The sequence below is a fragment of the Marinobacter panjinensis genome (assembly GCF_005298175.1).
GTDB lineage: Bacteria > Pseudomonadota > Gammaproteobacteria > Pseudomonadales > Oleiphilaceae > Marinobacter > Marinobacter panjinensis.
On record NZ_SZYH01000001.1, the window covers coordinates 866,795 to 892,071 of the forward strand.

At 58.8% G+C, this 25,277-nt stretch carries 20 protein-coding genes; 5 read left to right on the forward strand and 15 right to left on the reverse strand.

All coding sequences use genetic code 11. The annotated features are described in order from the left end of the window. Positions 1 to 33 precede the first annotated feature (33 nt). The 6 genes from tolQ to aspS all read right to left on the reverse strand — a co-directional run bounded on the left by tolQ (position 34) and on the right by aspS (position 5,387). Positions 34 to 723 (reverse strand): protein TolQ, encoded by a 690-nt coding sequence (gene tolQ / locus FDP08_RS03920; protein ID WP_137434714.1) that lies wholly within the window; start codon positions 721 to 723, stop codon positions 34 to 36. Between the two features lie 14 nt (positions 724 to 737). Continuing rightward, positions 738 to 1,181: a YbgC/FadM family acyl-CoA thioesterase gene (locus FDP08_RS03925; protein WP_137434715.1), complete on the reverse strand. Its 444-nt coding sequence runs from the start codon at positions 1,179 to 1,181 to the stop codon at positions 738 to 740. Next, positions 1,174 to 2,202: a Holliday junction branch migration DNA helicase RuvB gene (ruvB, locus tag FDP08_RS03930; protein WP_137434716.1), complete on the reverse strand. Its 1,029-nt coding sequence runs from the start codon at positions 2,200 to 2,202 to the stop codon at positions 1,174 to 1,176. Before ruvB ends, FDP08_RS03925 begins: the two co-directional genes overlap by 8 nt. Positions 2,203 to 2,345: 143 nt before the next feature. Then, complete coding sequence (gene ruvA, locus FDP08_RS03935) at positions 2,346 to 2,978, reverse strand: Holliday junction branch migration protein RuvA (protein ID WP_137434717.1); 633 nt, start codon at positions 2,976 to 2,978, stop codon at positions 2,346 to 2,348. 54 nt (positions 2,979 to 3,032) lie between these two features. Beyond that, positions 3,033 to 3,563, reverse strand: coding sequence for a crossover junction endodeoxyribonuclease RuvC (gene ruvC, locus FDP08_RS03940; RefSeq protein WP_137434718.1), 531 nt, complete (start codon positions 3,561 to 3,563; stop codon positions 3,033 to 3,035). Positions 3,564 to 3,581: 18 nt separating this feature from the next. Beyond that, positions 3,582 to 5,387 (reverse strand): aspartate--tRNA ligase, encoded by a 1,806-nt coding sequence (gene aspS / locus FDP08_RS03945; RefSeq protein ID WP_137434719.1) that lies wholly within the window; start codon positions 5,385 to 5,387, stop codon positions 3,582 to 3,584. A 182-nt stretch (positions 5,388 to 5,569) separates the two neighbouring features. Between aspS and fabR the strand changes: the two genes are divergently transcribed. Further along, the gene (fabR, locus tag FDP08_RS03950; RefSeq protein WP_137434720.1) at positions 5,570 to 6,187 is read left to right on the forward strand and encodes an HTH-type transcriptional repressor FabR; all 618 of its coding nucleotides are present in this window, start codon (positions 5,570 to 5,572) and stop codon (positions 6,185 to 6,187) included. A gap of 30 nt (positions 6,188 to 6,217) precedes the next feature. Here fabR and FDP08_RS03955 read toward each other — a convergent pair whose 3' ends face one another. From FDP08_RS03955 to tadA, 5 genes are all read right to left on the reverse strand, one after another. Continuing rightward, on the reverse strand, positions 6,218 to 6,682 hold the full coding sequence (locus FDP08_RS03955) for a hypothetical protein (protein ID WP_137434721.1): 465 nt from the start codon (positions 6,680 to 6,682) through the stop codon (positions 6,218 to 6,220). A 100-nt stretch (positions 6,683 to 6,782) separates the two neighbouring features. Beyond that, complete coding sequence (locus FDP08_RS03960; RefSeq protein WP_137434722.1) at positions 6,783 to 7,232, reverse strand: HIT domain-containing protein; 450 nt, start codon at positions 7,230 to 7,232, stop codon at positions 6,783 to 6,785. Between the two features lies 1 nt (position 7,233). Continuing rightward, complete coding sequence (locus tag FDP08_RS03965; protein WP_137434723.1) at positions 7,234 to 8,577, reverse strand: UDP-glucose dehydrogenase family protein; 1,344 nt, start codon at positions 8,575 to 8,577, stop codon at positions 7,234 to 7,236. 51 nt (positions 8,578 to 8,628) lie between these two features. Next, positions 8,629 to 9,612 (reverse strand): UDP-glucose 4-epimerase GalE, encoded by a 984-nt coding sequence (gene galE, locus FDP08_RS03970; RefSeq protein WP_137434724.1) that lies wholly within the window; start codon positions 9,610 to 9,612, stop codon positions 8,629 to 8,631. A gap of 9 nt (positions 9,613 to 9,621) precedes the next feature. Continuing rightward, positions 9,622 to 10,122, reverse strand: coding sequence for a tRNA adenosine(34) deaminase TadA (tadA, locus tag FDP08_RS03975; protein ID WP_137434725.1), 501 nt, complete (start codon positions 10,120 to 10,122; stop codon positions 9,622 to 9,624). A gap of 291 nt (positions 10,123 to 10,413) precedes the next feature. On the opposite strand from tadA, the gene FDP08_RS03980 reads away from it, so the two are divergent. Together FDP08_RS03980 and FDP08_RS03985 are read left to right on the forward strand one after the other, a co-directional pair. After that, a complete protein-coding gene (locus FDP08_RS03980) occupies positions 10,414 to 10,941 on the forward strand; it encodes a PRC-barrel domain-containing protein (protein ID WP_137434726.1) in 528 nt (175 codons plus the stop codon). A gap of 119 nt (positions 10,942 to 11,060) precedes the next feature. Continuing rightward, positions 11,061 to 12,404 (forward strand): diguanylate cyclase domain-containing protein, encoded by a 1,344-nt coding sequence (locus tag FDP08_RS03985; protein ID WP_137434727.1) that lies wholly within the window; start codon positions 11,061 to 11,063, stop codon positions 12,402 to 12,404. 2 nt (positions 12,405 to 12,406) lie between these two features. Here the strand turns inward: FDP08_RS03985 and FDP08_RS03990 are convergent, their stop codons facing one another. Continuing rightward, positions 12,407 to 13,678 carry a DUF2254 domain-containing protein gene (locus tag FDP08_RS03990; RefSeq protein ID WP_137434728.1) on the reverse strand — a complete coding sequence of 424 codons (1,272 nt, stop codon included), beginning with the start codon at positions 13,676 to 13,678 and terminating at the stop codon, positions 12,407 to 12,409. A gap of 43 nt (positions 13,679 to 13,721) precedes the next feature. Next, complete coding sequence (locus FDP08_RS03995) at positions 13,722 to 14,042, reverse strand: hypothetical protein (RefSeq protein ID WP_137434729.1); 321 nt, start codon at positions 14,040 to 14,042, stop codon at positions 13,722 to 13,724. A 622-nt stretch (positions 14,043 to 14,664) separates the two neighbouring features. Here FDP08_RS03995 and FDP08_RS04005 point away from each other — a divergent pair. Continuing rightward, positions 14,665 to 15,420, forward strand: a complete 756-nt coding sequence (locus FDP08_RS04005) for a matrixin family metalloprotease (protein WP_206077267.1) — start codon at positions 14,665 to 14,667, stop codon at positions 15,418 to 15,420. Positions 15,421 to 15,426: 6 nt separating this feature from the next. Here FDP08_RS04005 and FDP08_RS04010 read toward each other — a convergent pair whose 3' ends face one another. Next, a complete protein-coding gene (locus FDP08_RS04010; RefSeq protein ID WP_137434730.1) occupies positions 15,427 to 15,975 on the reverse strand; it encodes an outer membrane beta-barrel protein in 549 nt (182 codons plus the stop codon). A 303-nt stretch (positions 15,976 to 16,278) separates the two neighbouring features. On the opposite strand from FDP08_RS04010, the gene FDP08_RS04015 reads away from it, so the two are divergent. Further along, a complete protein-coding gene (locus FDP08_RS04015) occupies positions 16,279 to 16,509 on the forward strand; it encodes a hypothetical protein (RefSeq protein ID WP_137434731.1) in 231 nt (76 codons plus the stop codon). A 43-nt stretch (positions 16,510 to 16,552) separates the two neighbouring features. Here the strand turns inward: FDP08_RS04015 and FDP08_RS04020 are convergent, their stop codons facing one another. After that, positions 16,553 to 25,219, reverse strand: a complete 8,667-nt coding sequence (locus FDP08_RS04020; RefSeq protein WP_228263229.1) for a glycoside hydrolase family 94 protein — start codon at positions 25,217 to 25,219, stop codon at positions 16,553 to 16,555. Positions 25,220 to 25,277: the final 58 nt, after the last annotated feature.

Genomic DNA, 25,277 nt, shown 5'->3' on the forward strand with positions numbered 1-25,277 from the left:
TCCCGATTGTCTGCCTGTTACCGACATCGCTCATCACGTGGCCGATTGCTCGCTGCTGTGTACCCGGCGGTGGAGGATGCTGGAAAACTCTTCGGCAAAGGTTTCGTAGTTCTTCAGCAGCGCGTCCGAGATTGAGGCGAAGCGGTTGTAAGCAATAACCGCCGGAATCGCCGCGAACAGACCCATGGCAGTGGCGATCAATGCTTCGGAAATACCCGGTGCGACCGTTGCCAGTGTGGCCTGTTGCACCTGTGCCAGTCCGCGGAAAGAATTCATGATGCCCCAGACGGTACCAAACAGACCCACATAGGGGCTGGTGGAACCAACCGTTGCCAGGAATGGCAGGTGCAATTCCAGCCTTTCCTGTTCTCGGGAGAACGCGACGCGCATGGCCCGCTGAGTGCCTTCCATGACGGCATCGGCATCACGGCTTTGCTGGCGCAGGCGCGAGAACTCCTTGAAGCCTGCACGAAACAGGGATTCCATGCCGGAAAACGGGGTGGGGTCGCTGTTCACTTCACGGTACAGTTGCCCCAGGTCCATGCCGGACCAGAAACGCTCCTCAAAGGCATTCTGCGCCTGCTTTGCCTTGCGGAACACCTGAAGGCGCTGAAAAATAAGCGCCCAGGAGACAATGGACGCCAGGGCAAGCAACAGCATGACCAGCTGAACCAGCACCCCGGCATTGGCGATGAGATACCAAACAGAAACTTCTGACTCCACCTTTTACTCCTGGATTATTCCACTTGTGAATTGGTTTTCCGGTCGTTTTCCAGCAACTTCAGCATGTTTGCGGGTAGCCGCCGTGGCCGGCCGGAATCCAGAGCGATACAGGCCACGCGAACATCCGCAGACGCCAGCACAGCCTCATCCGGAACCCGCACTACCAGCTGACGAAAATCCATCCAGACCCGGCCGAATGCCACCGGCTCTGCAGTCACCCGCAACTCATCGTCCAGCTTCGCCGGCGCCCCGTAATGAATGGACAGGCGCTGGACCACATAACTGACATTATCCGCCAGACCCGCCCGCAGGCCGACACCCCGGCTTCGCACCCACTCGGTTCGGGCACGCTCCATGTAGTGCAGGTATTTGGCATGGTACACAATGCCACCGGCATCTGTGTCTTCAATATAGACCCTGACCGGCAGGCCGGACGATGGCTCGTAACGATCAGTCAAAGAGGTCCTCCCCCTCCGGCCCGGACGGCACCACGCCAAAATGTTGATACGCACTGGAGGTCACCATTCGACCCCGGGGCGTGCGCAGCATATACCCCTGCTGAATCAGGAAAGGCTCCAGCACATCTTCAATGGTACCCCGCTCCTCGCTGATAGCTGCCGCCAGGCTTTCAACGCCCACTGGACCACCGTCAAACTTTTCAATCATCGCCAGCAGTAAGCGTCGGTCCATGTGATCAAAACCCAGGGCATCCACTTTCAGCATGTTCAGGGCCTGATCCGCAATGGATTCACTGATGCAACCATCCGCCTTTACCTCGGCAAAGTCACGCACTCGTCTCAGCAGACGGTTGGCAATACGGGGTGTGCCCCGGGAACGACGAGCGATTTCGTAGGCGCCGTTGTTGTCGATGGTGACGGATGACAGGCGTGCGGATCGAAGGATAATGTCGGTCAGATCCTTCGTGTTGTAGAACTCCAGACGCTGGACGATACCAAAGCGGTCCCGCAGCGGTGATGTCAGCAGCCCGGCCCGGGTGGTCGCGCCCACCAGGGTGAATGGCGGCAGGTCCAGCTTGATGGAGCGTGCCGCCGGGCCCTCCCCGATCATGATGTCCAACTGGTAGTCTTCCATGGCCGGATACAGAACTTCTTCCACGGCGGCGCTGAGGCGATGAATCTCGTCTATAAAGAGTACATCGCCTTCTTCAAGGTTGGTGAGCATTGCCGCCAGGTCGCCGGCCTTCTCCAGCACCGGCCCGGATGTAGTCTTGATGGATACGCCCATTTCATTGGCGATGATATTGGCGAGAGTGGTCTTGCCCAGGCCGGGAGGCCCGAAGATAAGCACATGGTCCAGCGCTTCCTGCCGCCCACGTGCTGCGGAGATGAAAATTTCCATCTGTTCCCGCACAGCGGGCTGCCCGACATAATCCGCCAGCACGCCGGGGCGGATAGCACGGTCCTGAACTTCCTCGTATTGTCCGGCCTGGGATGAAATCAGGCGATCCGATTCGATCATTAAACTACCCGCTCAGAGGGAATCAACAACATGCCTGTACACTCGTCTCGGGTTAATGGTGACCCAATTGTACAAACCGTTCTTTTGCTGTCACGTTACGCTCTCTACACAATACGCGCCACAACGCCCTGAATGACGGGCCGTTAACTGGCTGGAATCATATTACGCAGCGCCAGCCGGATCAGCTCCTGGCTCGACATGCCATCTTCAGCCACCTTGCTGATGGCCTTTGTTGCTTCCTGGGGCTTGTAGCCAAGGGCAATCAGGGCAGCCTCCGCCTCTTCCGCCGGATGATGACCCATTGCGCCCCCGGCACCCGATGCACCGGTGCTGACTGTCGCATTCGGCGACCCGGGCGTAAACTGACCTTCAAGTTGCCCTATACGATCCGTCATTTCAATAAGCAGCCGTTCGGCGGTTTTCTTGCCAACCCCCGGAAGCTTGACCAGCGCATTGGCGTCGCGGGCTTCAACACAGCGGATAAACTGGTTGGCATCCAGCCCCGAGAGAATCCCTGCCGCGAGCTTGGGGCCCACCCCATTCACCTTGATCAAAAGGCGAAACAGGTCCCGGTCAAGTCGGGAAGAAAACCCATAAAGGCTCTGGGCGTCTTCGCGGACCACAAAATGGGTATGGAGAACCAGCTCATCACCGGTTTCAGGCAGGTTAAAAAACGTGGTGTAGGGAATATCGACTTCGTAGCCCAACCCGGCACATTCTACCAATGCCTGGGCAGGGGATTTCTCGATCAGGATGCCTCGGATACGACCAATCAACGGGTTTCTCCCTCGAATTCAATCTCGAATTCAATCTCGACTTCAATGAGCCTGTTATTGCCTTCTGACCCTGTTATTACGCACCTTACCACCGCCCCCGGCAGCCAGCCGCGCCATGCTCTGGCTCATGTGGGCGTGGCAAAGCGCAATACCCAGTGCATCGGCGGCATCCTCCTGGGGTTTGCGGGACAGGGCCAGCAATACCTGAACCATGTGCTGTACCTGGGCCTTGTCGGCTCCGCCCTTGCCTACCACGGCCTGTTTGACCTGGCGGGCAGAGTATTCGTGCACCTCCAGGCCACTGTTGGCGGCGGCCACAATCGCCGCCCCCCTGGCCTGCCCCAGCTTCAGCGCCGAATCCGGGTTACGGGCCATGAACACCTGCTCAATGGCAAACTCCCCCGGCCGGTACTCACCTATCAGCGTTGCCAGGCTGTGGAAAATGGTTTGCAGACGTTCCGCCATGGGTTTTTCGCCAACCCGGATGCAACCGCTGTCAATGTACTCAATCACCCGGCCTTCGGCCCGGATGATGCCATATCCGGTGGTGCGTGAGCCGGGGTCGACCCCCATGATTATAGGCACGTTGCATCCTGAGCCGTGTTAGACGTTTCCTGACGTTTCTTCGTTGCCCTGTCCATCCTTGGCCAACGGCTTGCGGCGGCGAATGTGCAACTCGCGCAGCTGCTTGTCGTCCACTTCCCCGGGCGCCTGGGTCATCAGACAGGTGGCACTCTGGGTTTTCGGGAAGGCAATCACGTCACGGATGGAGCTGGCACCGGTCATCAGCATGATCAGGCGGTCCAGGCCGAAGGCCAGGCCACCGTGGGGAGGACAGCCGTACTTGAGGGCATCCAGCAGAAACCCGAACTTGGCGCGGGCTTCCTCATCGCCGATACCCAGGGTGCGGAACACGCTCTCCTGCATTTTCTCGTCGTGAATACGGATGGAACCACCACCGAGTTCAGTACCATTCAAGACCATGTCGTAGGCCCGCGACAACGCAGTTGCCGGGGAGGCTTCGAGTTCTTCAGCAGAACAGGAGGGTGCCGTAAACGGATGGTGGATAGCGGTCAGTCCGCCGTCCGGTGTTTCCTCGAACATCGGGAAGTCCACCACCCACAATGGCGCCCACTCGGACGTCAGCATCTTCAGGTCGTGGCCAACCTTGATCCGCAGCGCGCCCAGGGCCTCGTTAACCACGTTGGTCTTGTCCGCACCAAAGAACACGATGTCGCCATCCTCGGCACCAGCGCGTTCGATCACGGCCAGGGCAATATCATCGCCCAGGAACTTGATAATCGGCGACTGCAGGCCTTCGACACCCCTGGACAGGTCGTTGACCTTGATGTAAGCAAGGCCCTTGGCGCCATAGATGCCCACAAACTTCGTGTAGTCATCGATCTGCTTGCGCGTCAGCTCCCCGCCTTTGGGAACACGCAAGGCAGCCACGCGCCCTTTGGGATCGTTAGCCGGACCAGCAAATACCTTGAAGTCCACACCGGCAACCAGATCACCCACATCCACCAGTTCCAACGGGATACGCAGGTCCGGCTTGTCACTGCCGTACCGCTGCATGGCCTCGGAGTATGGCATGCGGGGAAATTCAGGCAGTTCCACTTCCAGCACATCCTTGAACAAGGAACGAATCATGCTCTCGTTCAGGGTCATCAGTGTTTCCTCGTCGATAAACGAGGCTTCCACATCGATCTGGGTGAATTCCGGCTGACGGTCGGCGCGAAGATCCTCGTCGCGGAAACATTTGGCGATCTGGTAGTAACGATCAACACCGGACACCATCAGCAACTGCTTGAACAGTTGCGGCGACTGGGGCAGCGCGAAGAAGGCCCCTTCATGAGTACGGCTGGGTACCAGGTAGTCACGGGCGCCTTCCGGGGTAGCGCGGGTGAGGATCGGGGTTTCCACATCCATGAAGCCATTGCCGTCCAGAAAGTTTCGGATATAGCTGGTCACGCGTGAGCGGAAACGCAGGCGGTTGAGCATTTCCGGGCGACGCAGGTCCACATAGCGGTACTTGAGGCGAACGTCTTCGCCCACGTCCACGTGCTCATCCAGCGGAAATGGCGGCGTTGCTGCAGCGTTAAGGATGGACAGCTGCTTGCCCAGCAATTCCACTTGCCCGGTGGGCATGTTAGCGTTCTCGGTACCAGCGGGACGACGGCGCACACGGCCGGTCACCTGGATGACGAATTCACTGCGAACCTTCTCCGCAAGGGAGAAGCTATCAGGGGTATCCGGATCAAACACCACCTGGGAAATGCCATCCCGGTCACGAAGGTCCAGAAAGATGACCCCACCGTGGTCGCGGCGACGGTGAACCCAACCGCAAAGTGTGACTTCCTGATCAATGTGAGATTCGTTGATTCCACCGCAATAATGACTGCGCATACCGGTTCCCGTTGTATCTGATGTGTGCGTAAAAGTTTGCAAAAATGGTTTTGGCGGACCCTACTGCAAAAGCGGCCCATTATAAACACAATGGCGGTGAAAATCAGGCTTCCGACACATTGGGTGACGGTAAAACGTTTGGTCGCTACACTGACCCGATTTAACAGCCTTTGGAGCAGCCCTTGTCAGCCCGAGCCGAACAGAAACTCCGCACCCGCCGCGCCCTTATGGACGCCGCCCTCGCCCAACTGAGCGCGGACCGGGGCTTCGGCAGTCTGAGCCTGCGGGAAGTGGCGCGAGAGGCCGGCATAGCGCCCACCTCCTTCTACCGGCACTTTGCCGAACTGGACGAGCTGGGGCTGGCTCTGGTGGACGAAGGCGGCGTGGCCCTGCGGCAGCTGATGCGCCAGGCCCGCAAGCGGATTGCGCGGGATGGTAGTGCCATCAGCACCTCGGTGGATACCTTTATTGAGTACCTGGAAAATAACACCAACCTGCTCAGATTGATGTTGCGGGAAAAAACCGGTGTATCCAAGTCTTTCCGAACCGCAATCAAGGCGGAAATCGATCATGTGGTCACGGAACTGGCTGACGACCTGAACCGCTTTGCGGAGCAACAGGGAAAGCCACTGCACGAAGCGCGACTTGTCGCAGAGGGCATGGTGACACTGGTTTTCAACCAGGGCGCAGAGGCCCTGGATGCTACCCCGAAAGAAAAAGAAGAGCTGAAGGCAAAGCTGAAAAAAGAACTCCGGATGATCCTTCTGGGCTCTCAGACGCTGGCCCGGCGAAATACCTGAACTGCTGATCAGGTCCGGAGACTTCGTTATTCAGGAAACGTCCATAGTGGGTGAACGAGGCGCACTGGATGGGGGATCCCGACGCTGGGCGTTAAACTGATTCAATTCGAATGCATCAGCAACACCTGGCTCGCTGGCATCATCGCCGAGCATGTCCCCTGGCCAGTCTGATATAGCGCAGATTACCACGTGCTGCCCATTTTCGTATATTCCCAACAGGTAGAAAGACGCAGGCGCCCACCGGAACTCCCCCAATCCGGGCGAATTGTCCACGCGCAGAATGATGTCGTTTGAAAGAATGTCCTGCACGGTACTCAAATTGGCGGGATTGGCCTCGCCTGTCCACATCCCGGTCCCTCCCGCAGAAAGCGGAACCTGAAATTCCGGGATCAATACCACTCCGGGTATCTCCAGATCAATGTGGACTGAATCGTCCCCCTCAAAGCTGGCAGTGGTGGCTACAAAAACAAATGATATGACTTTTTGATCAGACATGATGATTTCCTGCTCCCTGGAACGGTTGACGTGCAATCTACTTCCTGTCATTCCTTGTTAGAGCAAAAAAACAGAAAACGCAAGCATTTAACCGACACGACTATGAAGCGGGCCGGGGCAGTGTCTTCAGCACTGCCTCAAGCTTACTGACAGTCTCCCTCAGAGCCGGTTCAGTGTAGCGCCTGGGCGGCAACTTGCCCCACACCGGCCCGGGCCAAGCAGGATCTCCCTCAAACCGCACAATGTGATGCAGATGAAGTTGCGGCACCATGTTGCCCAGCGCCGCGACATTCAGCTTGTCGCCGCTGAACAAGTCCATCATGCCCTCTCCGAGCTGTGAGGATTCCGCCAGCAGTTGCTGTTGCTGTGCCTGAGTCAGTTGATAGATCTCCCGCACGCCCGCTACCCGGGGCACCAGAAGGATCCAGGGCCAGCTGCTGTCGTTCATAAGCCGGACTTCACACAACCGGCTTTGTCCGAGGCTGACAGTGTCCGCCTCGAGACGCTCATGTAGCACAAACGACTGCTCTGGCCCTTTCCTGTCAACCATATCAGTCTCCGTGGAACTGGTTCCGGCCGCGGCCAATGGCGTAATAGATCATGCCATGGCGCTCCAGCATTTCCGGCTCGTACAGGTTGCGGCCATCGAACACGACAGGCTCTTTAAGAGCCGCCGAAATGGCCGCGAAGTCCGGCGAACGGAATTCCTTCCACTCGGTACAGATTGCCAGCACGTCGGCACCTTTCAGCGCCTGTTCCTTGGTACCGCAGAGGGTCAGGCCGGGCTGATCACCAAAGATGCGCTGGGTCTCTTCCATCGCCTCAGGATCAAAGGCCTGGACACTGGCACCGGCATTCCATAGATCCTGCATCAGGGCGCGGGAGGCCGCCTCACGCATGTCATCGGTATTGGGCTTGAAGGCCAGCCCCCACAGGGCAACCACCTTGCCCTTGAGATTGCCATTGAAATAGTGGCTGATCTTGTCAAACAGGACATGCTTCTGGGCATTGTTCACGGCTTCAACCGCATTCAGCAGCCGGGAATCGTAGTCACAGTCCCTGGCAGTGCGGGCCAGGGCCTGGACGTCTTTGGGGAAACAGGACCCCCCGTAACCGCAACCGGGATAGATAAAGTGATAACCAATGCGAGGGTCAGAGCCAATGCCACGGCGAACGTTCTCGATGTCCGCACCGAGCCGTTCAGCAAGGTTGGCAATCTCGTTCATGAAACTGATTTTGGTGGCCAGCATGGAATTGGCGGCGTACTTGGTCAGCTCCGCGGAACGGATATCCATGAAGATCATGCGGTCGTGACTGCGATTGAAAGGGTAGTAAACCTCGCGCAGCAATTCCATAGCACGTTCACTGTCAGTGCCGATAATGATGCGGTCCGGTTTCATGAAGTCGTTGATCGCCGCCCCTTCTTTCAGGAATTCCGGGTTGGACACCACATCGAATTCCAGTTCAAGACCACGCTTGTCCAGTCCCGCCCGCACGGCGGCCTTGACCTTGTCACCGGTACCAACCGGCACAGTGGACTTGTCCACAACGACCTTGTAGTCGTCCATGTACTGGCCAATGGACCTGGCGACGGCGGTCACGTATTGCAGGTCGGCGGAGCCGTCCTCATCCGGTGGTGTGCCCACCGCAATGAATTGCAGGACACCATGGGCTACCGCTTCTTCGGTATCCGTGGTGAACGAAAGCCGGCCCGCCTCGACGGTATGTTTAACAATGGACTCAAGGCCCGGCTCGTAAATGGGGATCTGGCCATTCTTGAGTTTTTCAATCTTGCCCTGATCCACGTCCATGCACAGAACATGATGGCCCACATCGGCAAGGCAGGCTCCGGTAACAAGCCCGACGTAACCGGTACCAAAAATCGTAATTTTCATCCGTTAAAACCCTGATGTCTTTAATGTGTTTCAATCGTTGGATGGGCTATGTCAGCCCTGTTTTTGCTGCCAGATTTTTTCCCAGGCCAGCGCCGTGCCGACAATGGTATCCAGGTCGTCGTAATCCGGCTGCCAGCCAAGTACTTTTTTGATTCGCGAATTGTCAGCCATCAGCGCGGCAGGATCCCCTGCCCGACGGCCGGTTTCCTTCACGGGGAAGTCGTTACCTGACTTGCGCTTGACCACGTCGATAACTTCACGCACGGTAAATCCACGCCCGTAACCGCAGTTGAGCACCCGCGACTCGCCGCCACTTGCCATATAATCAAGTGCCATCACGTGAGCCTTGGCCAGGTCTTCCACATGGATGTAATCGCGGATGCAGGTGCCGTCGCGGGTGTCGTAATCGGTGCCGAACACACTCATGCCATCACGTTTGCCGGTCACACACTCGCAGGCCACCTTGATAAGATGGGTGGCCTCAGGCGTTGCCTGGCCCAGCAATCCCTCAGGATTGGCCCCTGCCACGTTAAAATAGCGCAGAATAACGTAATTCAGGGACGATGCAGCCGCCAGATCCATGATCATCCGCTCGCTCATCATTTTGGATGCGCCATAGGGATTGATCGGCGCCAGGGGGAGATCTTCCGTCAGTACGGTTTCTTCCGGCATGCCATAGACCGCCGCGGTGGATGAAAACACCATGTAAGGAATCTGGTGCTGCTCAACCGCCTTCAGCAGGTTCAGTGTGTTACGGGTATTGTTGCTGTAGTACTTGAGGGGGTTTTCAACCGACTCCGGCACGACGATATTGGCCGCAAAATGCAGAACGGCTTCGAAGCGATGCTGGCTGAACAGCTCGGCGACGGCAGCTTCGTCTGCAAGGTCACCCACCACCAGCTCACCACAGGTAACGGCCCAACGATACCCGGTAGACAGGTTATCGAAAACTATGATGTCGTGGCCGGCTTCGCCCAACTGCCTGACTACGTGACTGCCTATATAGCCGGCTCCGCCGGTTACCAGAACTTTCATGATCGGTAATTACTCCTTCCCTGAAAACAATTGCCTCCGACGGCGACTTTCGGTCCGCCGCCGTGCGAAAAAATCACTGATGATACCACTGCACTGCCGGGCCAGAACGCCGCCGACGGATTCCACGCGCCAGTTCAGATGTTCCTCTTCCAGCGTTCGTCGGGCCGATTCCACTGCACCGGCTTTCGGCTCGGCCGCACCATAAACAAGACGGCTGACGCGACTGTGTACGACAGCGCCGACGCACATAGTACAAGGCTCAAGAGTGACGTAAAGCGTCGCACCGGGCAATCGGTAATTTCCCAAGCGGCTGGCGGCATCCCGCAGCGCCCGGATTTCGGCGTGGGCAGTAGGGTCGCACCCGCTGATCGGGGCGTTGAAACCAGCTCCGATTTCCTTACCGTCAAGCACCACCACAGCCCCAACCGGAACCTCCCCGGCGGTCGCGGCCTGCCCCGCCAACTGCAGGGCCCTGCTCATCCACGCTTCGTCTTCTCCACTGCCAATCATGATTTCCTGCCTGTTTTGTATCGGTGACGATTTTCTCCTGACTGCTATTCAGGTACAAGCGCGCAAAGCCGCTGCCGATCAAAATTGTGTTCGATCTTTGTGATTGCATTTGGTGCGCCAGCGAACCGACGGACCAATTCCTCGGGCGTACTGTGCAACCTCATCCTGAATTCCATAGGTTATGGCGATTCAGTCTCCTTCAGGGCAATGACGCCAGGGAGAGAAGCTGTGATGAAGCGGTTGGACAGGATGTTTCGTCCGCCTAACACAATTGATTCGAAGGAGAATCCTATGAAAAAGTTACATTCACTTGCGTTTTATGCATTGGTCGCTCCGGCCATAACCCTGGGTTCCGGTGCTGTGCTCGCCGCACAAGCCAGTAGCGAGAATGAAGATTTGGGTGAGCAGAGCATGGGCCAGGATGCTGACCGCGAAAAGCAGAGCTCTCAGCAAAATCAGGACGCCATGGAGTCCAGCAACAAGACTGCTCAAAGCGACCAGTCTGGCATGAAAAACCAGAGTTACCTGGGCTCTGCCCCGCCTAACGGCATGCAGGCGAGCGACTTGATCGGCACGGATCTCAAAACCAGCGGTGACGAGAGCGTGGGCGAGATCGGTGATCTGATTATTGACCAGGATGGCAAGGTCATGGCGGTTGTAGTCAGTGTTGGCGGCTTCCTGGGCATGGGCGAGAAACATGTCGCCATTTCCTGGGATAAAGTACAGACGTCAAGCAATGCCGATGATCGGGACCTGCGGGTTGACGTCACTCGTGACGAGCTTGAGTCAGCGCCGGGTTTTGAAAAGCAGGATAATTGAAAGCCAGCACCACCCTCTAACATCAGGGTGGAATGACTGAGCGGCAGGGGCGAAAGCCTCTGCCGTTTCCATGGGCCGCCGGGTCGATCTGCGTGCCAGGCAAATACATGCAGACAAATATGCGACTAGCTGATTTTATTCGTGCCGAAATTGGGGCAATACTGGCGAATTGGGAAGAATTTGCCAAAGGCATCTTTCATGCCGGTCACATGGACAAAAGCAGTCTGCGCGACCACGCCCGCGACATGCTACTGGTAATTGCCGACGATCTCGATTCACAGCAGAGCGAGACCGAACAGGCCGCCAAATCGAAAGGCCGTGGGCCGGCAAGCGGTGGAGAGTCCTGGGCTGAAATTCATGGTGGCGACCGACACACCAGCGGCTTCAGTGTCATGGAGACCGCTTCCGAGTTTCGGGCGCTACGTGCGAGCGTGGTGCACCTTTGGACAAAAGCTCACCCAACGGTGACCGGACCACAGCTTGACGACCTTACCCGATTCCATGAGGCTATAGACCAGGCCGTTGCGGAATCGCTGGAGCATTATGCCACTGTAAAAGAAATGGAAACCCGACTGTTCGGCGCTATTCTGGTGGCATCGCCGGATCCGATTTACGTGCTGGATCTCCAGGGCCGAATTATCTATGCAAACAAGGCCACCGCCGATCTCTTCGCCCTGGAGCCCGAGGCGGTTATCGGAAAGTCCAACTTTGACCTCGGGTTTCCATTCGCCTCCGACTTCAAGCGCAACCAGGAAAAGGTTATTTCCGAGCAGGCAACGTTCCGGGGCAAGTTAATCCACACCTTTGCTTCTTGCCAGGGTGAAAGATTCGATTATCTGCTTGCACCAGTGCTGGACGAGCATCAGCACACCGAAGCGACAGTCTGCATTTTCCGGGATGTTACCGAGCAGGCGCTTGCCGAGGAAAAAATATGGCATAACGCCCACCATGATGCTCTGACCGGACTGCCGAACCGGCGCCTGTTCCTGGATCGTCTGGAGCAGGAGGTCAAGCATGCGAACCGAAACAGCCTGCCGCTGGCCCTGCTTTTTATGGATCTTGATGGCTTCAAGGAAGTCAACGATTCCCTTGGCCATGAAGCGGGAGACCTTGTTCTGTGTGCGGTGGCTGAGCGCCTTGCTAATTGCGTCCGGGAGGACGATACGGTTGCCCGCCTGGGTGGCGATGAATTCACCGTAATTCTCGCTGCTACAAAACGCCGTGAGGATGTTGAGCTTGTGGCCCAGAGCATTATTGATGCACTCGCTAAACCCTTTCAGACCACACAACAGCCAGTCCAGATTTCTGCCAGCGTCGGAATCGCGTTCTACCCCAGGGATGCATCATCGCCTCTCGATCTGGTACAAGCGGCGGATCAGGCCATGTACAACGCCAAAAAATCCGGCGCGAACCGGATGTATTTCTACGATACACTCGAGAAAACGGACAGGCATCCGTCCTGAATTTACAGTGCTGAAAATTCAGCAGTCCTGCGCACCGCATCGATATCGTCCTGAACCACCATGGCGCGCTCCGAGCGCGCCAGTGCCATTCGTGAATGTTTTTTGGCGGTGGCAACCATCGCAGGGTTATCTGTTTCAGCCAACGCATAGAATGCTTTTTGCAGTCGGATGGAAACCTCAACCATGCCCGCACCGTCACGGGCAATTGCCGTAAAGGCATCGTCGAACAGGTCGTCGACAACCAGCTCCGGAACCGATACACGGTCATAGGTGATCGCCCGCAATCTGTCCTTTTCAAGCGGGGATTGCCAAAGCGTAAACAGCCGTACCAGCGTACCAATAACATTGATCGCGGTTCCCGGGTCATTGATACCAGGTGACAGCGCCTTGTCAGCGATCTCGGACAAGGCAAGAAGCCCGAAGCGGGGATCATCTTCGAAGGTTCGATTCGAACTGATCGTGAAGGCACTGGAAAAATCTTCTGGCTCAAACGCCTCGCGCCCTTCGATATCCTCCACAATACGAAGCAACGGCCTGCGTATCGTCACGAAGGTACCTGGCAGCGCGGTCACCACCACTCGGCAATTGAGCGCTTCAGCGCTGGATTGCAACCTCTCCAGATCAATGTGCTGGACATAGCCAACTGTCGATGGGCATACGGAAACTCCCTCGCCGTCGGTCTGGTGCGGGGAGACGGCCAAAGCCCCCAGCGTGGGCGCATGGCGGCGCCGACCCAGAGCATCACCGGCTGCCTTTTCTGCTTTCTCAATGATATTCACCACCCGGCCCAGTCGGGCGATTCTGTCCACCCAGCGAACGAAGGTGATCACCACAATGGCGAACACCAGAAGGGTGAGCACGAACATTCCAAACAGGCCCGCAGAGGCAAACAGGTCATTCTGGACCGCGACCAGGGAAACAATGCTGAAGATGAACGCGCCGATAAACGCAGACAATGCGTTCTGGGTAACGTCATCAGCGATTACCAGGGGAATGGAGCGAGGCGTCGCGCCGGCACTGGCGGACGCATAAGCGGCAACCATTGAGCCCACTGCAAACGTCGCAATGACCAGCATGCTGGAAGCCATAACGGACAGCAGGGCCTCGACGGAATCCAGCGTGACCTCGGGCAATACGCTGGAAAGCCCCATATCGTCAGCCAGCCTGCCGATAAACGTGCCACCGATAGAAAGCACGCACAGTATCAGTGGTTTGACCCACAAGCGCTCTTTAAGCCGACTGATGAAAAAACGAACGCTGTCCGTGCTCAACATCCTGAGGCCTGCTTGCGGATATCCCCGGTGCTTTGTCGCTTCATCAAGTTGAAGGAACCCTGTCAGAGTCAAAATGGCGATGGGCCGCAACCGCAGTGATAAAGGCGGACGCGATCTCACCTGCATCGGCGCTTTCTGCCAGAAGGAGGCCCGGGGCGTCCTCCATCGTTTTGTCCGCTTTTATATTGTTCGCCTGAGTCGCCGGTGAACAGGCCGACCCGTGGACCCACAAAATCAACCGCAGCGCCCGCATCGGTGAACGTGCTGTAAAGGATGGCGAGCCGCGGGCGTGCTTCGCAACTACGTCGTTGGTTCTGAGCACGCCGTCATTTGACGATATAGCCGATTCCTTTTTCGTGGCCATGATTCTTTCCTTGAAGGTGGGGAATGTGGGCAATCGAGATACCGCTCGAACCGCTAGCCTTGATGGATTTTCAGGGCGCTGAGGTGAGCTGTCTGTTCGGTACCGAACCCTTGCGGCGAACCGGACCTGCCCCGGTCCTCCGACTCGGTTTTCCATTCGGTGTGATAGCGCACCGACACGTCAACCGCCCACGAGGTGATGGTTCACCTTGAAGCCGTAATGGAGAAAATCGTCGCTTGGGGACGGCCACATACGCCATACCTGATTCGTGAGGAGTGACAGATGGACCTGAAAAGCGGATACCCGTTCTGGACCGTCATAAATGGCCTGGTGTATGCCTTCCCGCAACTGAATACTGACCTCAGTTGTAATGTGCGACTCTGCAGCACAAGGTTTCCCGGTTATTCCCTCACCTGCAGGCGGAACCGGCCTTTGCCTGGGCAGGCACGTTTGCTGAAACCAGTGACGGGCTGCCGCTGTTTGGTCACCACTCGCAGTACGGGCCGCGCGTGCTGTTTGCCTTTGCGCGTCTGGCATGATCGTATCCCGATAAACATTCTCTTACCAAACTACAACCGACATCTTCTGAGGTTGCCAGTACTCTCTCGCAATGATTCGAGTATTGATACCTTGGGAACGCCCCTTGTGGTGCGGACAGATTATAAAAGCGCTGATACTGGCTGCCTTCCTGCCACTGTCGCTGCCATTGCTTGCCGGAGACACAAAAGCCGGGTATCGACTGCTTGAGCTGGACGGTTACAAGGTCAAATGGGGCGAGCAGATACTGGGGGCCGGGGCGAGCATAAGCTATGCCTTCGCTAACGAAACAATGCGGTTCGAGGATGCGCGCAACTGTGGCATCCTGGCGCCGATGAAACTGCTCTCCGGGCAGGAGCTTTCCTTCGAGGCACTGGAGCGCGAGACAGCGGCGGCATTTCGGGTCTGGGAACGAGCTGCTGACCTTTCATTCCACCGGATTGCTGACGCCCGGGATGCGGATATTGTTCTCGGTGCGCAAGGTCAGCCCCGCCGGCGGGCATTTGCCAACGTAGCCTACGCACCCGATGAGAACGAAGGTGTGCGCGCCATCGAAAAGTCGCTGGTATGCCTCAACCCCGAGCAGAAGTGGAAAGTCGGGTTCGGTGGCGACAAAGAAGTCTATGACATCCGCTACACGCTGATTCATGAGATCGGCCACGCCATCGGCCTGGACCATCCAGGTCCATCCGGGCAGGTGATGGGGTTTCGCTACACCGAGGCCTTCCCCGGGCTACAGCCCGGAGATTTGAGTGGCATCCGTCGACTCTATGGGCGTGGAGCCAAAGGCAGTCAACTTGCCGATGGCCCCGATACCCATCTCTTCAACTCAGCGCTTTGACGCGCTTCAGAAGTGGTAACCCAGGCCCACGGTATAAGCCCAGATTCCGTCGTCCTGGAACGCATCGGTAGCATCATCGGAGTCGCTGAACAGGAACTGATACTCAACGCGCCCGAGGATAAAGGTCTTTGACCGAACGTAGTACTTTATGCCTGTTTCCAGGCCGGCGAAGGCGCTGTCCTTGACTCCGTCCCCGTAGATTCCGCCGAGGCTGGCACCGACGAAGGGCCGCGCACGATTTTCAAGGAAATGATGGTTGAGGTAGCCACGGGTTGAACCGTTCCAGAAATCGTCCGTAACCCCTTCGCCTTCGATATCAGCGTAATTGATGCTTTGCCGGATACCGGCAACCGTTTTGTCCCGCAGATACCAACCAAGATCGCCGGTTAGCCCGATGCTGCTGCTGTTGAAATCCCGGTCGCTACTGCCGGTGCCGGATAGGGAGAATTCCCGTTCGCCCTCTTGGGGGCCGAATTCCGGGGACTGTGCGGCTACTGCCAGGGGCAGTGCACCGAGAACACAAAAGGTGATTGCCGCAGTGTTGGCTCTGATCATGGGAAGCTCCTTGCTTTCATTGTTCAGATTGCATATCTGTAGTGCGCCAATACATGCCTGGCGCGGATTGTGGCGCGACGGATACTACGGCAATCAACCGACGCGAACCCACATCTTCAGAATCATTGACTCACCGGTCAGCAGTCTGTGCGGAAGCGCACACAGGACGCTTAAATCAGCTAAGTTAGACAACGCACGGACCTGACCTCGAGCTTCAAGTACTTTGGGAGCCTCACCCTGCATCTCTATGAGTTCAGGGCAAGAGGCAGAACTCAAACGGAACAGCTATCAGGAGAGCAACTCATGAACAGGAATCAGACCGAAGACCATGCAAACGAGACCAGGGACAAAAGCGAGAATCCTGACGACGAGTCCGAGACCGTGTTAAGAGAGATCAATGACGATACCGAGAAGCAAGGCAGGAAGGGTCGTCCCGAGTCAGAAAAATCCAGTGACAACGCCAGAAAGCATGGCGACAAGAAAGGCACCGTGCTGGGCGAAGTCAATGACGACAATGAGAAGGGGAACGAATAAACCGAACAACCTCTTGACCGAACAATATCTCTAACGCCGCAGATCACACGCTGCCCAGCTCCACCTCGACAAAGTGCTCCCTGCGGTCGTCAATCAGCGGAATTCGCGCGTCCGGATTCACATTACCATCCACCGTCATGCGGGTTACCTGCCCTGCCCCATCTCCAACACGCCTGACGGTGATGTGGTAGACGGTGTCTCTGTAGCGGTAATGGATTTTGTAACCCTCCCAATCAGCCGGGATACAAGGCGCAATTCGCAGATGGTCCACTTCCAGCTGCAGCCCCAGCAGGGTTTCGGTGGTAAGCCGGTACATCCAGCCCGCCGCCCCGGTGTACCAGGTCCAGCCTCCCCGGCCAGTGTGTGGCGACACACCATAGATGTCCGCGCACATGACGTAAGGCTCGACCTTGTAGTGTTTGATGGCTTCAGGCGTGCTGCCGTGGTTCACAGGGTTGAGCATGGCAAACAGTTCCCAGGCTCGCTCGGTGTCGCCCAGCATGGCAAATGCCATTGTGGCCCAGATGGCGGCGTGGGTGTACTGGCCGCCATTCTCGCGCACGCCGGGAATGTAGCCCTTGATGTAGCCGGGCTCCAGGTCGGATTTGTCAAAGGGCGGGTCGAGCAGCTGGATGATCTGCTTGTCACGCCTTACCAGCCGCTGGTCCACCGCCATCATCGCCTGATGGGCCCGTTGCACGTCGCCGCTGTTCGAGATCACCGCCCAGCTCTGGCTGATCGAATCAATCTGGCATTCATCGTTACTGGTTGACCCCAGGGGAGTGCCATCGTCGAAATAAGCACGCCGATACCAGGCGCCATCCCAGGCCTGGGTTTCTATGTTGCTGCGCAGTTCTGCCGCCTGGGCACTGCACAGCTCGGCAAAATCCTGATCATTACAATCGCGGGCCAGGCTGGCAAACAACTCGAGGTTCTCGACCAGGAACCAGGCCAGCCAAACACTCTCGCCGCGGCCATCCTTGCCCACGAGGTTCATGCCGTCGTTCCAGTCGCCACAGCCCATCAGCGGCAAATCATGGGCGCCGAATCGCAGTCCGTACTTGAGCGCACGCACGCAATGCTCGTACAGGCTGGCCACTTCAGGAGAGCGTTGCGGCTGGTCGTAGTAAGCCTCCTCCTCCGCATACAGTTCACGCCCTTCCAGGAAGTGGATCGGCTCGTCGAGCACGCTGGTATCGCCGGTCGCCCGCACATAGCGGCAGGTAGCATAGGGCAGCCAAAGGTAGTCGTCGGAAAAATGGGTACGCACGCCCTGCCCGCACGGCGGGTGCCACCAATGTTGCACATCACCCTTGAGGAACTGGCGGCCGGCGTGCCGGACCAGCTGCTCGCGGGCAAGCCATGGCGCTGCGTGGATCAGCGCCATGGTGTCCTGCAGCTGGTCACGGAAACCAAAGGCACCACCGGACTGATAGTAGCCGCTGCGACCCCACAACCGGCACGACAGGGTCTGGTAAACCAGCCATCCATTGGCCAACACGTTCAGCGCCGCGTCCGGCGTGTCGACATTAACCGCGCCCAGGGTGTGGTTCCAGTATTCCCATACCGCCTCCAGCGCTTGCCGCGCGCCCGCATGCCCACCGAATTGCTGGACGAGATGGCGGGCCTCATCGGCGTTGCCCGCCGCGCCGAAGACGAACACGATTTCGTGTTCCTGGCCGGCGTCGAGTTCGATCCGGGTCTGGATCGCGGCGCACGGATCGAGGCCGGCGCCGGTCCTGCCTGACAGCCGCTTCCGGCGCATCGCGGCCGGACTGGCGAGCGCTCCGTTACGGCCGATAAACTCGGTGCGGTTTCCGCTCACCGTCCGCTCGCGCTCGCTGGTCTGTGCGAACACCACCCGGTTGGCACATTCACGACCGTAGGCATTGCGGGCGAACAGCGCGCCGGTGTGCAAATCGATTTCGGTGACAATGTGCATCTGGTTGGCATGCCGCCACTCGCCGAGCACCAACTCCCAGAACCCGGTGAGGGACAGGCTGCGCGCACGCTTCGACTCGTTGCGCAGCTTGACCACTACGAATTTGACCGGCGCATCCATGGCGACGTAGGTGTAGAGCGCGGAGGCGATGTCGGCCTCAAAGTGCTCGAACACGCTGTAGCCAAAGCCGTGCCGGCACACGTACCCGGAGCGGCCACGGGCAGGCAGCGGCGTCGGCGACCAGAACGCGCCGGTTTCCTCGTCGCGGATGTAGACCGCCTCTCCGCTGCTGTCCGAAATGGGGTCGTTGTACCAGGGGGTAAGGCGGAATTCATGCGCATTTTCCACCCATGTATAGGCGCTGCCGCTCTCACTGACGACAGTGCCAATGTGGGGGCTGGCAATGACGTTAGCCCAGGGCGCCGGCGTGGCCTGTCCGGGTTCGAGGGTGACGACGTATTCGTGTCCATCGGGCGTAAAGCCGCCAACGCCATTGCTGAAAATCAGCTCGCGTGGCTCCAGTGGATAGACCGTTTCGGCGCCCTCCTGCAGCGAAGGCTTCAACAGATCTGATGGGCGTCCTGTTGACACACGTCGATCCACCTGCTCGATCAGGGTCTCGGCGGTGTCGCTGAAGACGATGCGTGACACTGTCTGCAGCAGCACACGCTCATCCTCGGTAAGCTCTTCGGCACGCCGCACGAAGATCCCACCCGGTTTATCGATTACCTGCGCTTCGGGTCCCGCATTGATCAGCCCCATGATCAGGTCCTGCAGCTCCGCCCGATAGCCGGAGAAACCTTCGTTGACGATCACCAGGTCAGCAGCCAGGCCCTTCATTCGCCAATAGGCGTGTGCCTGCACCACCTGCTTGACCAGATCGATGCGGTTGAGGTCGCCGATGAACAGCAGGACGATGGGCAGATCCCCCGAGATGGCAAAGCGCCACAATCCTGACTGCCCCAACTGATTGCGGGCGATGATATCGGGCGCCGCACGGCGCAGGGCATTGCCGTAAATGACTGAGTTGGCCAGACGGCCAAATTTCTGGGCATCGGCTTCGGTCGCGTTAAGGTGCCGCAGCACCTCCTGGCTCTGGAACCAGGCCATCTCGAACGCGCGCTCGACGAAGTGGCGGTCGCAGTATTTCTCGAGAAGCGTCAATGCTGCCTCGCGCGTGTCAGCAACACCGGAAATGATCTGAACACTTGCCGATTCATCCGGGGTCAGGGTCAGCGTGCTACGGATTGCCACACAGGGGTCAAGTACCGCCCCTTGCGTGTTCGACAAGATTGATGGGCGATCTTCGCTGTCCATCACCCTCGGATTGGTTACCGTGCGGCCCCGCCCGATGAAGCGGGCCCTGTCGGTCTCACAGGATGGCTGGCCGGCCACCGAGCCGGGCGATGCCAGCAGGTGAAACATCCACGGCACCGGCTCACCTGGCGTGCGAGGGCGTCGGGTACAGAGGATTGCCCGCTGCCCGGGCAGGATTTCAGTCTGCACGAAGAGATTGCTGAACGAGCGATGCGCCAGGTCTGCGTTCAGCGGCGCCAGAACCACTTCTGCAAAGCTTGTCACTTCAATGTGGCGGGTGCGGGACGACTGATTAGTGAGCTTGACGCGACGAATCTCGACATCGTCTTCCGGTGACACGCTGAGCTCAGTGTGTGCTTCGATCGCATGGTCGCGCCGCCGGTATTCGGCGCGGCCCTGTACAAAGATCGCCTCGTAGTGATCGGCCGGGCGCAGGGTCGGCTGGTGCGCCGTCGACCAGTAGGTGCCGCTGTCGCGGTCACGCAGGTAAATAAAGGTGCCCCAGTTGTCGGAAGTGGCGTCCTCGCGCCAGCGGGTAACCGCGAGGTCACCCCAACGGCTGGCGCTGCCGCCCGCATGAGTCGCCATCACATGATAGCGGCCGTTCGACAACAGGTGAACCTCGGGGAGACGGGTTTCGGTTTCGGTAAACACGCGCATGGTTGCGCCGGCTTCTGCGCTGGGCGGGCGGGCGGCTGCGCTGGCTTCGGCCGCGTGCGGATGCAAGGTGTCACCTCGCTTCGGTACCCGCTCCTGCAGCAGCAATTCAGTTGCCCGCGCGAGCGGGTCGGACATAAAGCGGCGCTGCATTGGCTTGTTGAGCAATACGTGGGCAAAGGCCAGCAGGCTCATGCCCTGGTGGTGTGCCATGAAAGTCTGCACGATGGCGTGTGGCTTGCCCCGGGGAACACGGGTGGGCGTGTAGTCGATCGCCTCGTAGAAGCCATAGGCGGCCAGGAAATCGTGATCAGCCAGCGCCTGCAGATTGCGACAGGCTTCCCGCGGCATTACCGTTAATGCCAATGCGCTGGCGTAGGGTGCGATCACAATGTCGTCGCCCAGCCCACGCTTGAGGCCGAGGCCAGGTACACCGAACGCCCGGTACTGGTAAACCTGATCGAAGTCGGTAGCGTTATAGCAGGATTCGGAAATACCCCAGGGCACCGCGCGTTGACGGCCGTATTCGATCTGGCGCGACACAGCAGCCTTGCAGGTCTGATCCAGCAGGGTACTCGGGTAGCTGGGCATTATCAGTTGAGGCATCAGGTATTCGAACATCGAGCCGCTCCACGAAATCAGGCTGACGTCGCCACCATGACTGGTCAGCAGGCGGCCGAGCGTGAACCAGTGCTTCTGAGGCACCTGTCCCTGCGCGATAAGCAGAAAGCTGGCCAGGCGAGCTTCTGACGCCAGCAGGTCATAGCAGGCTGGATCGCGGCGGCGCTCACTGACGTCGTAGCCGATGGTCAGGAGACCGCGCCTGGCGTCGTAGAGAAACTCGAAATCCATCACTGCCAGATCCTGGCAACGATTCATCAGGTCATCGATGAGGTCGAGCTGTGCCTGCGCGCCTGCTCCATCGGTGCGGCCATTTGATGCGGCCAGCTCCATCCGGGTCGGAAGCGCATTGCCCTGCCACGACTCGGGCACGAGACGTTCGAGTTCATCGCGAAGCGCACAGAATTGCGCGTCGAACGCACGCGCCCAGTAAACCAGTTCGCCATCAATGTCGACATCCACCGGCAACCAGGAAAACAGCGCTTTGTCGGTGTGCAGAATCTGGTCCAGCGCGCCGGCGGCGGCAGTCAGCGTCAGCGGCTGACCCTTAAGTGTGAGTTCGCGCAGGGTGTCTTGCAGCGCGTGGATGTGTTCTGCCAGTTCAGGGGCCGGCGAGGCAGGCAGCTGTTCGGCCAACACCTGCAGGGTGTCCTGCAGGCCCTGCAACCCGCTGAGCGACAGCACCGGTTGGCTTTTCAGTTCGGCCAGCCCCGCCTGCAGGGTGAGAAGGCTGCCGGCCAGGTTACCGCTGTCTACCGAAGAGACGTATCGCGGGTGAAGCGGTTGTAGCGTTAGGGTGTCGTACCAATTAAAAAAATGGCCGCGGTAGCGTTCCAGCTTTTCCATTGTGCTGAGCGTATTGCCGATGCGCTGCAGACACTCCCCCACGGTGAGATAACCGAAATCGACCGCAGCCAGGTCGGCCAGTAGCGACATGCCGATGTTGGTGGGTGAGGTGCGCGATGCAATGGTCGGTGCAGGATAGACCTGAAAATTGTCAGGCGGCAGCCAGTTGTCGTCCGGGCCGACGAAGTCCGCAAAGTAGCGCCAGGTGCGACGGGCCGCCGCGCGCAGGAAGACCTGTTGTTCAGTGCTCAGGCCCGGACTGGCGGTGACCAGCGGCCGGCTGATCCACCAGCCAACGATGGGCGACACCAGCCACAGCAGCAGGATGGGACCTGCGACGAGCCCCGCCGCCAATGTGCTCCCCGCCGCAACCAGGGCCCCGCCCACCGCCACCGCGAGAACCGGCGCAACCCACATTTCCCGGATAAAATCAGTCAGCGACCGACAGGCGTTGCGGCGTGCGTATCCCGGCAACTGCCATATCAACAGGCCACGGCGCGTGAACGGCATGCGCGCGCCAGAGTGCCAGATCGCTCCCAGGACAATTCGTGTGTCATAGGGCAAGAAGACCAGGGTCAGGAAGGCAAGCGCGATCGGACGGCCTGCAGATCTTCCGGTCAGGCTCAGGTGGAGTAGCCAGTCACTTTCTGCCGGCTTGCGAATCAGCTCGATCAGGGTGGACAGCACGGGGGGCAGGAACACCACCGCCACGACCAGCAATGTCCACACCCACACGGGGCCCGGACCAACAAGCCATCCCCCCACCAGAAGAGCAAGGAGCGACGGCGTTACCAGGCTGCGTCGCAGGTTGTCGAAAATTTTCCACAGCGACAGCGCTGACAGCGGATTCGCCTGCCGCTTCAACCTCGCGCCATTTACGTCAGGTGGTCCCGGCACGCGCGGCAGCAGCCAGCCGGCAAGCTGCCAATCGCCGCGAATCCATCGGTGGCGGCGGCTGGACTCGGTGGCAATACTGGCCGGTTGCTCCTCAATGAGGTCGACATCGGTCACCAGGCCCGAACGCGCGTAGCCGCTTTCCAACAGGTCGTGACTGAGGATGAGATTCTCCGGAAAGCGTCCATCAACAGCCTGTCGAAACGCATCGACATCGTAGATGCCCTTACCGATGAACGAGCCTTCCCCGAACAGATCCTGGTAGACATCCGACACTTCGCGGGTGTAGGGGTCAATGCCCGAGTCACCCCCGAAAAGTTTGGAAAAGCGTGACTGGCCAGCGCTGGTGAGGCTGATCGAAGCGCGCGGCTGCAGGATCGCATAGCCTTCTACGATGCGCCCCCTGGCATCGTCATAAACCGGCCGGTTGAGTGGATGCGCCAGGTTGCCGACCAGGGTGTGCGCGGCGTCACGGGGCAATTGCGTATCGGTGTCCAGGGTGATGACGTACTCGATCGAGGCAAGAATGGACTGATCGCCGACGATGTCCGAGAACGCAGTGGAGGCCCCGCCCCGGAGTCGGGCGTTGAACTGCTCGAGCTTGCCGCGCTTGCGCTCGTAGCCCATCCACACCCGCTCGAACGGATTCCACAGTCGCGGCCGGTGAAAAAGATAGAAAATGCAGGGGTGGTCATCGCGGTAGGTTTCGTTAAGTGCTTCGACCGCTGCGCGCGCGTAGGCAAGCAAAGCAGCGTCTTGCGGTAGCGTTTGCTCGTGCGCATCGGGAAAATCTGTCAGCAGGGCGAAGTACAGATTGGGATCGCGATTGCCCAGATAGCGTATCTCCAGGGCTTCGATCAGACCATCGACCTCCCGCCGACTGCCCAGCAGCGTGGGTACCACCACCATAGTGCGGTGAACGTCAGGAATACCCTGTGAGAAATCCAGTCGTGGCAATGAACGCGGTGGCAACAACAGCGTGACCGCCAGGTTTACCAGCGCGACCGCCAGAGCCGAGGCACTGAACACGGCAGTGATTGCAATGAACCAGTAGCGCCAGTCAGTGGGTGCGAGTCCATCAAGCGTATAAAGCACGCCTGCCGTCGTCAGCAACGTCAGTAACAGGATTAGGCCGAGGTATATGGGCAGGCGCGCAGGCCGGCTCGCCCGTTTCACACGGGTTGTGAACGACGGGCAGCAGCCGACCGCACGCTCCAGGTGTGGGCGTCCCCGATCGATCAGATAGTAGCCTACATGCGCGCTGCGGTCTTGCCCGCCCCGTTGCCCGGCAGCCGCCTGCGCGAGAACAATGGCTTCCCGGGCCACCGCCGCTTCGTCACCGCCGCTGCCCCGCGCCACATCTTCGATAACATGCCGGTAGCTGTCGCGGGTGGCGAAATCCTGGCGGGCGTGCATGCCAGACGGGTCTTTGCACAGGGTCTTTTCGACGACACTGAGCGACTCGACGTAATGTTTCCAGTCCATGGCGCCGATAAAGCGTAGGCTGCCAATGCTGTTGGCGATGGATATCTGGTTGGCCGCGGCCGTCCGCCCGGCCGCCTCCGACAGCTTCGTTGCGGTCGTACCCTGCTCGGCCAATTTCTGTTCGACCCAGGTTTGCACGAAGGCCATGGCGGGCCCCTGCGCCTGGAGCCGGTCGTAAAACTCCTCCACAAACGATGCAGTCAGCGGTACATCGGCATGGGCAAACTCGGCCAGCAACTGGATCAATTGCTTCGGTTCACTTTCCGCCGCGTCAAGCATGCGGTCCGCCCACCTGATGGCGGCATCGCGCTCCTCGCGCCGTTGGGCGATGCGTACGCCGACGCGGCGCAGATTTTCCAGCAGCGCCAGCTTGAGCATGATGGGGAAGGCCCACAACTCGCCCAGTTTCAGGGGTTCTACGGTTTGGTAGGCGGCGACGAATTGGGTGACATTGTCGCTGTCGACCCGACCATCCATGTGCGAGATCAACTCCAGCGCCAGGTCGTAAATGCGGGGGAACCCGGCCGATTGGCCATCGGCCAGGCGCGGCAGCTGCCGGCTGTACCCGCGCGGTAGATGGCGCCGCGCCAGGCCCATCTGCTGTTCGATCAGATAGAAGTTGTCCAGCAGCCAGGCTTCGGTTTGCACGATCCGTTGCCCCGCCGTTACCGCTGCTGTGACGACGTCGTAGGCCTCCAGCAAAACGCGGGCATTGTCCGCCAGACGCGGCAGCAACCTGTCTGCCCCCGGACTTGGATCAATTTGATGCTGTACCGCCAGGGTGACCGCATGGCGCTTCAGTTGCTCAATGCTGAACAGCTCCGCACGCAACAACTCTGTATCCCGGTCATGGCGCAGCCCACTCCCTGTGCGGGCCGAAAATCTGAAGATGTTGATGGCTATCGCTCCCTGCTGCCCCTTTGAATGGTCAGGGGCAGCCCTGGCCATATTGCCGGTATTTACCGAAAATACAGCTCCCAGTGCTCGCGATACTTCAGCCTTCGTG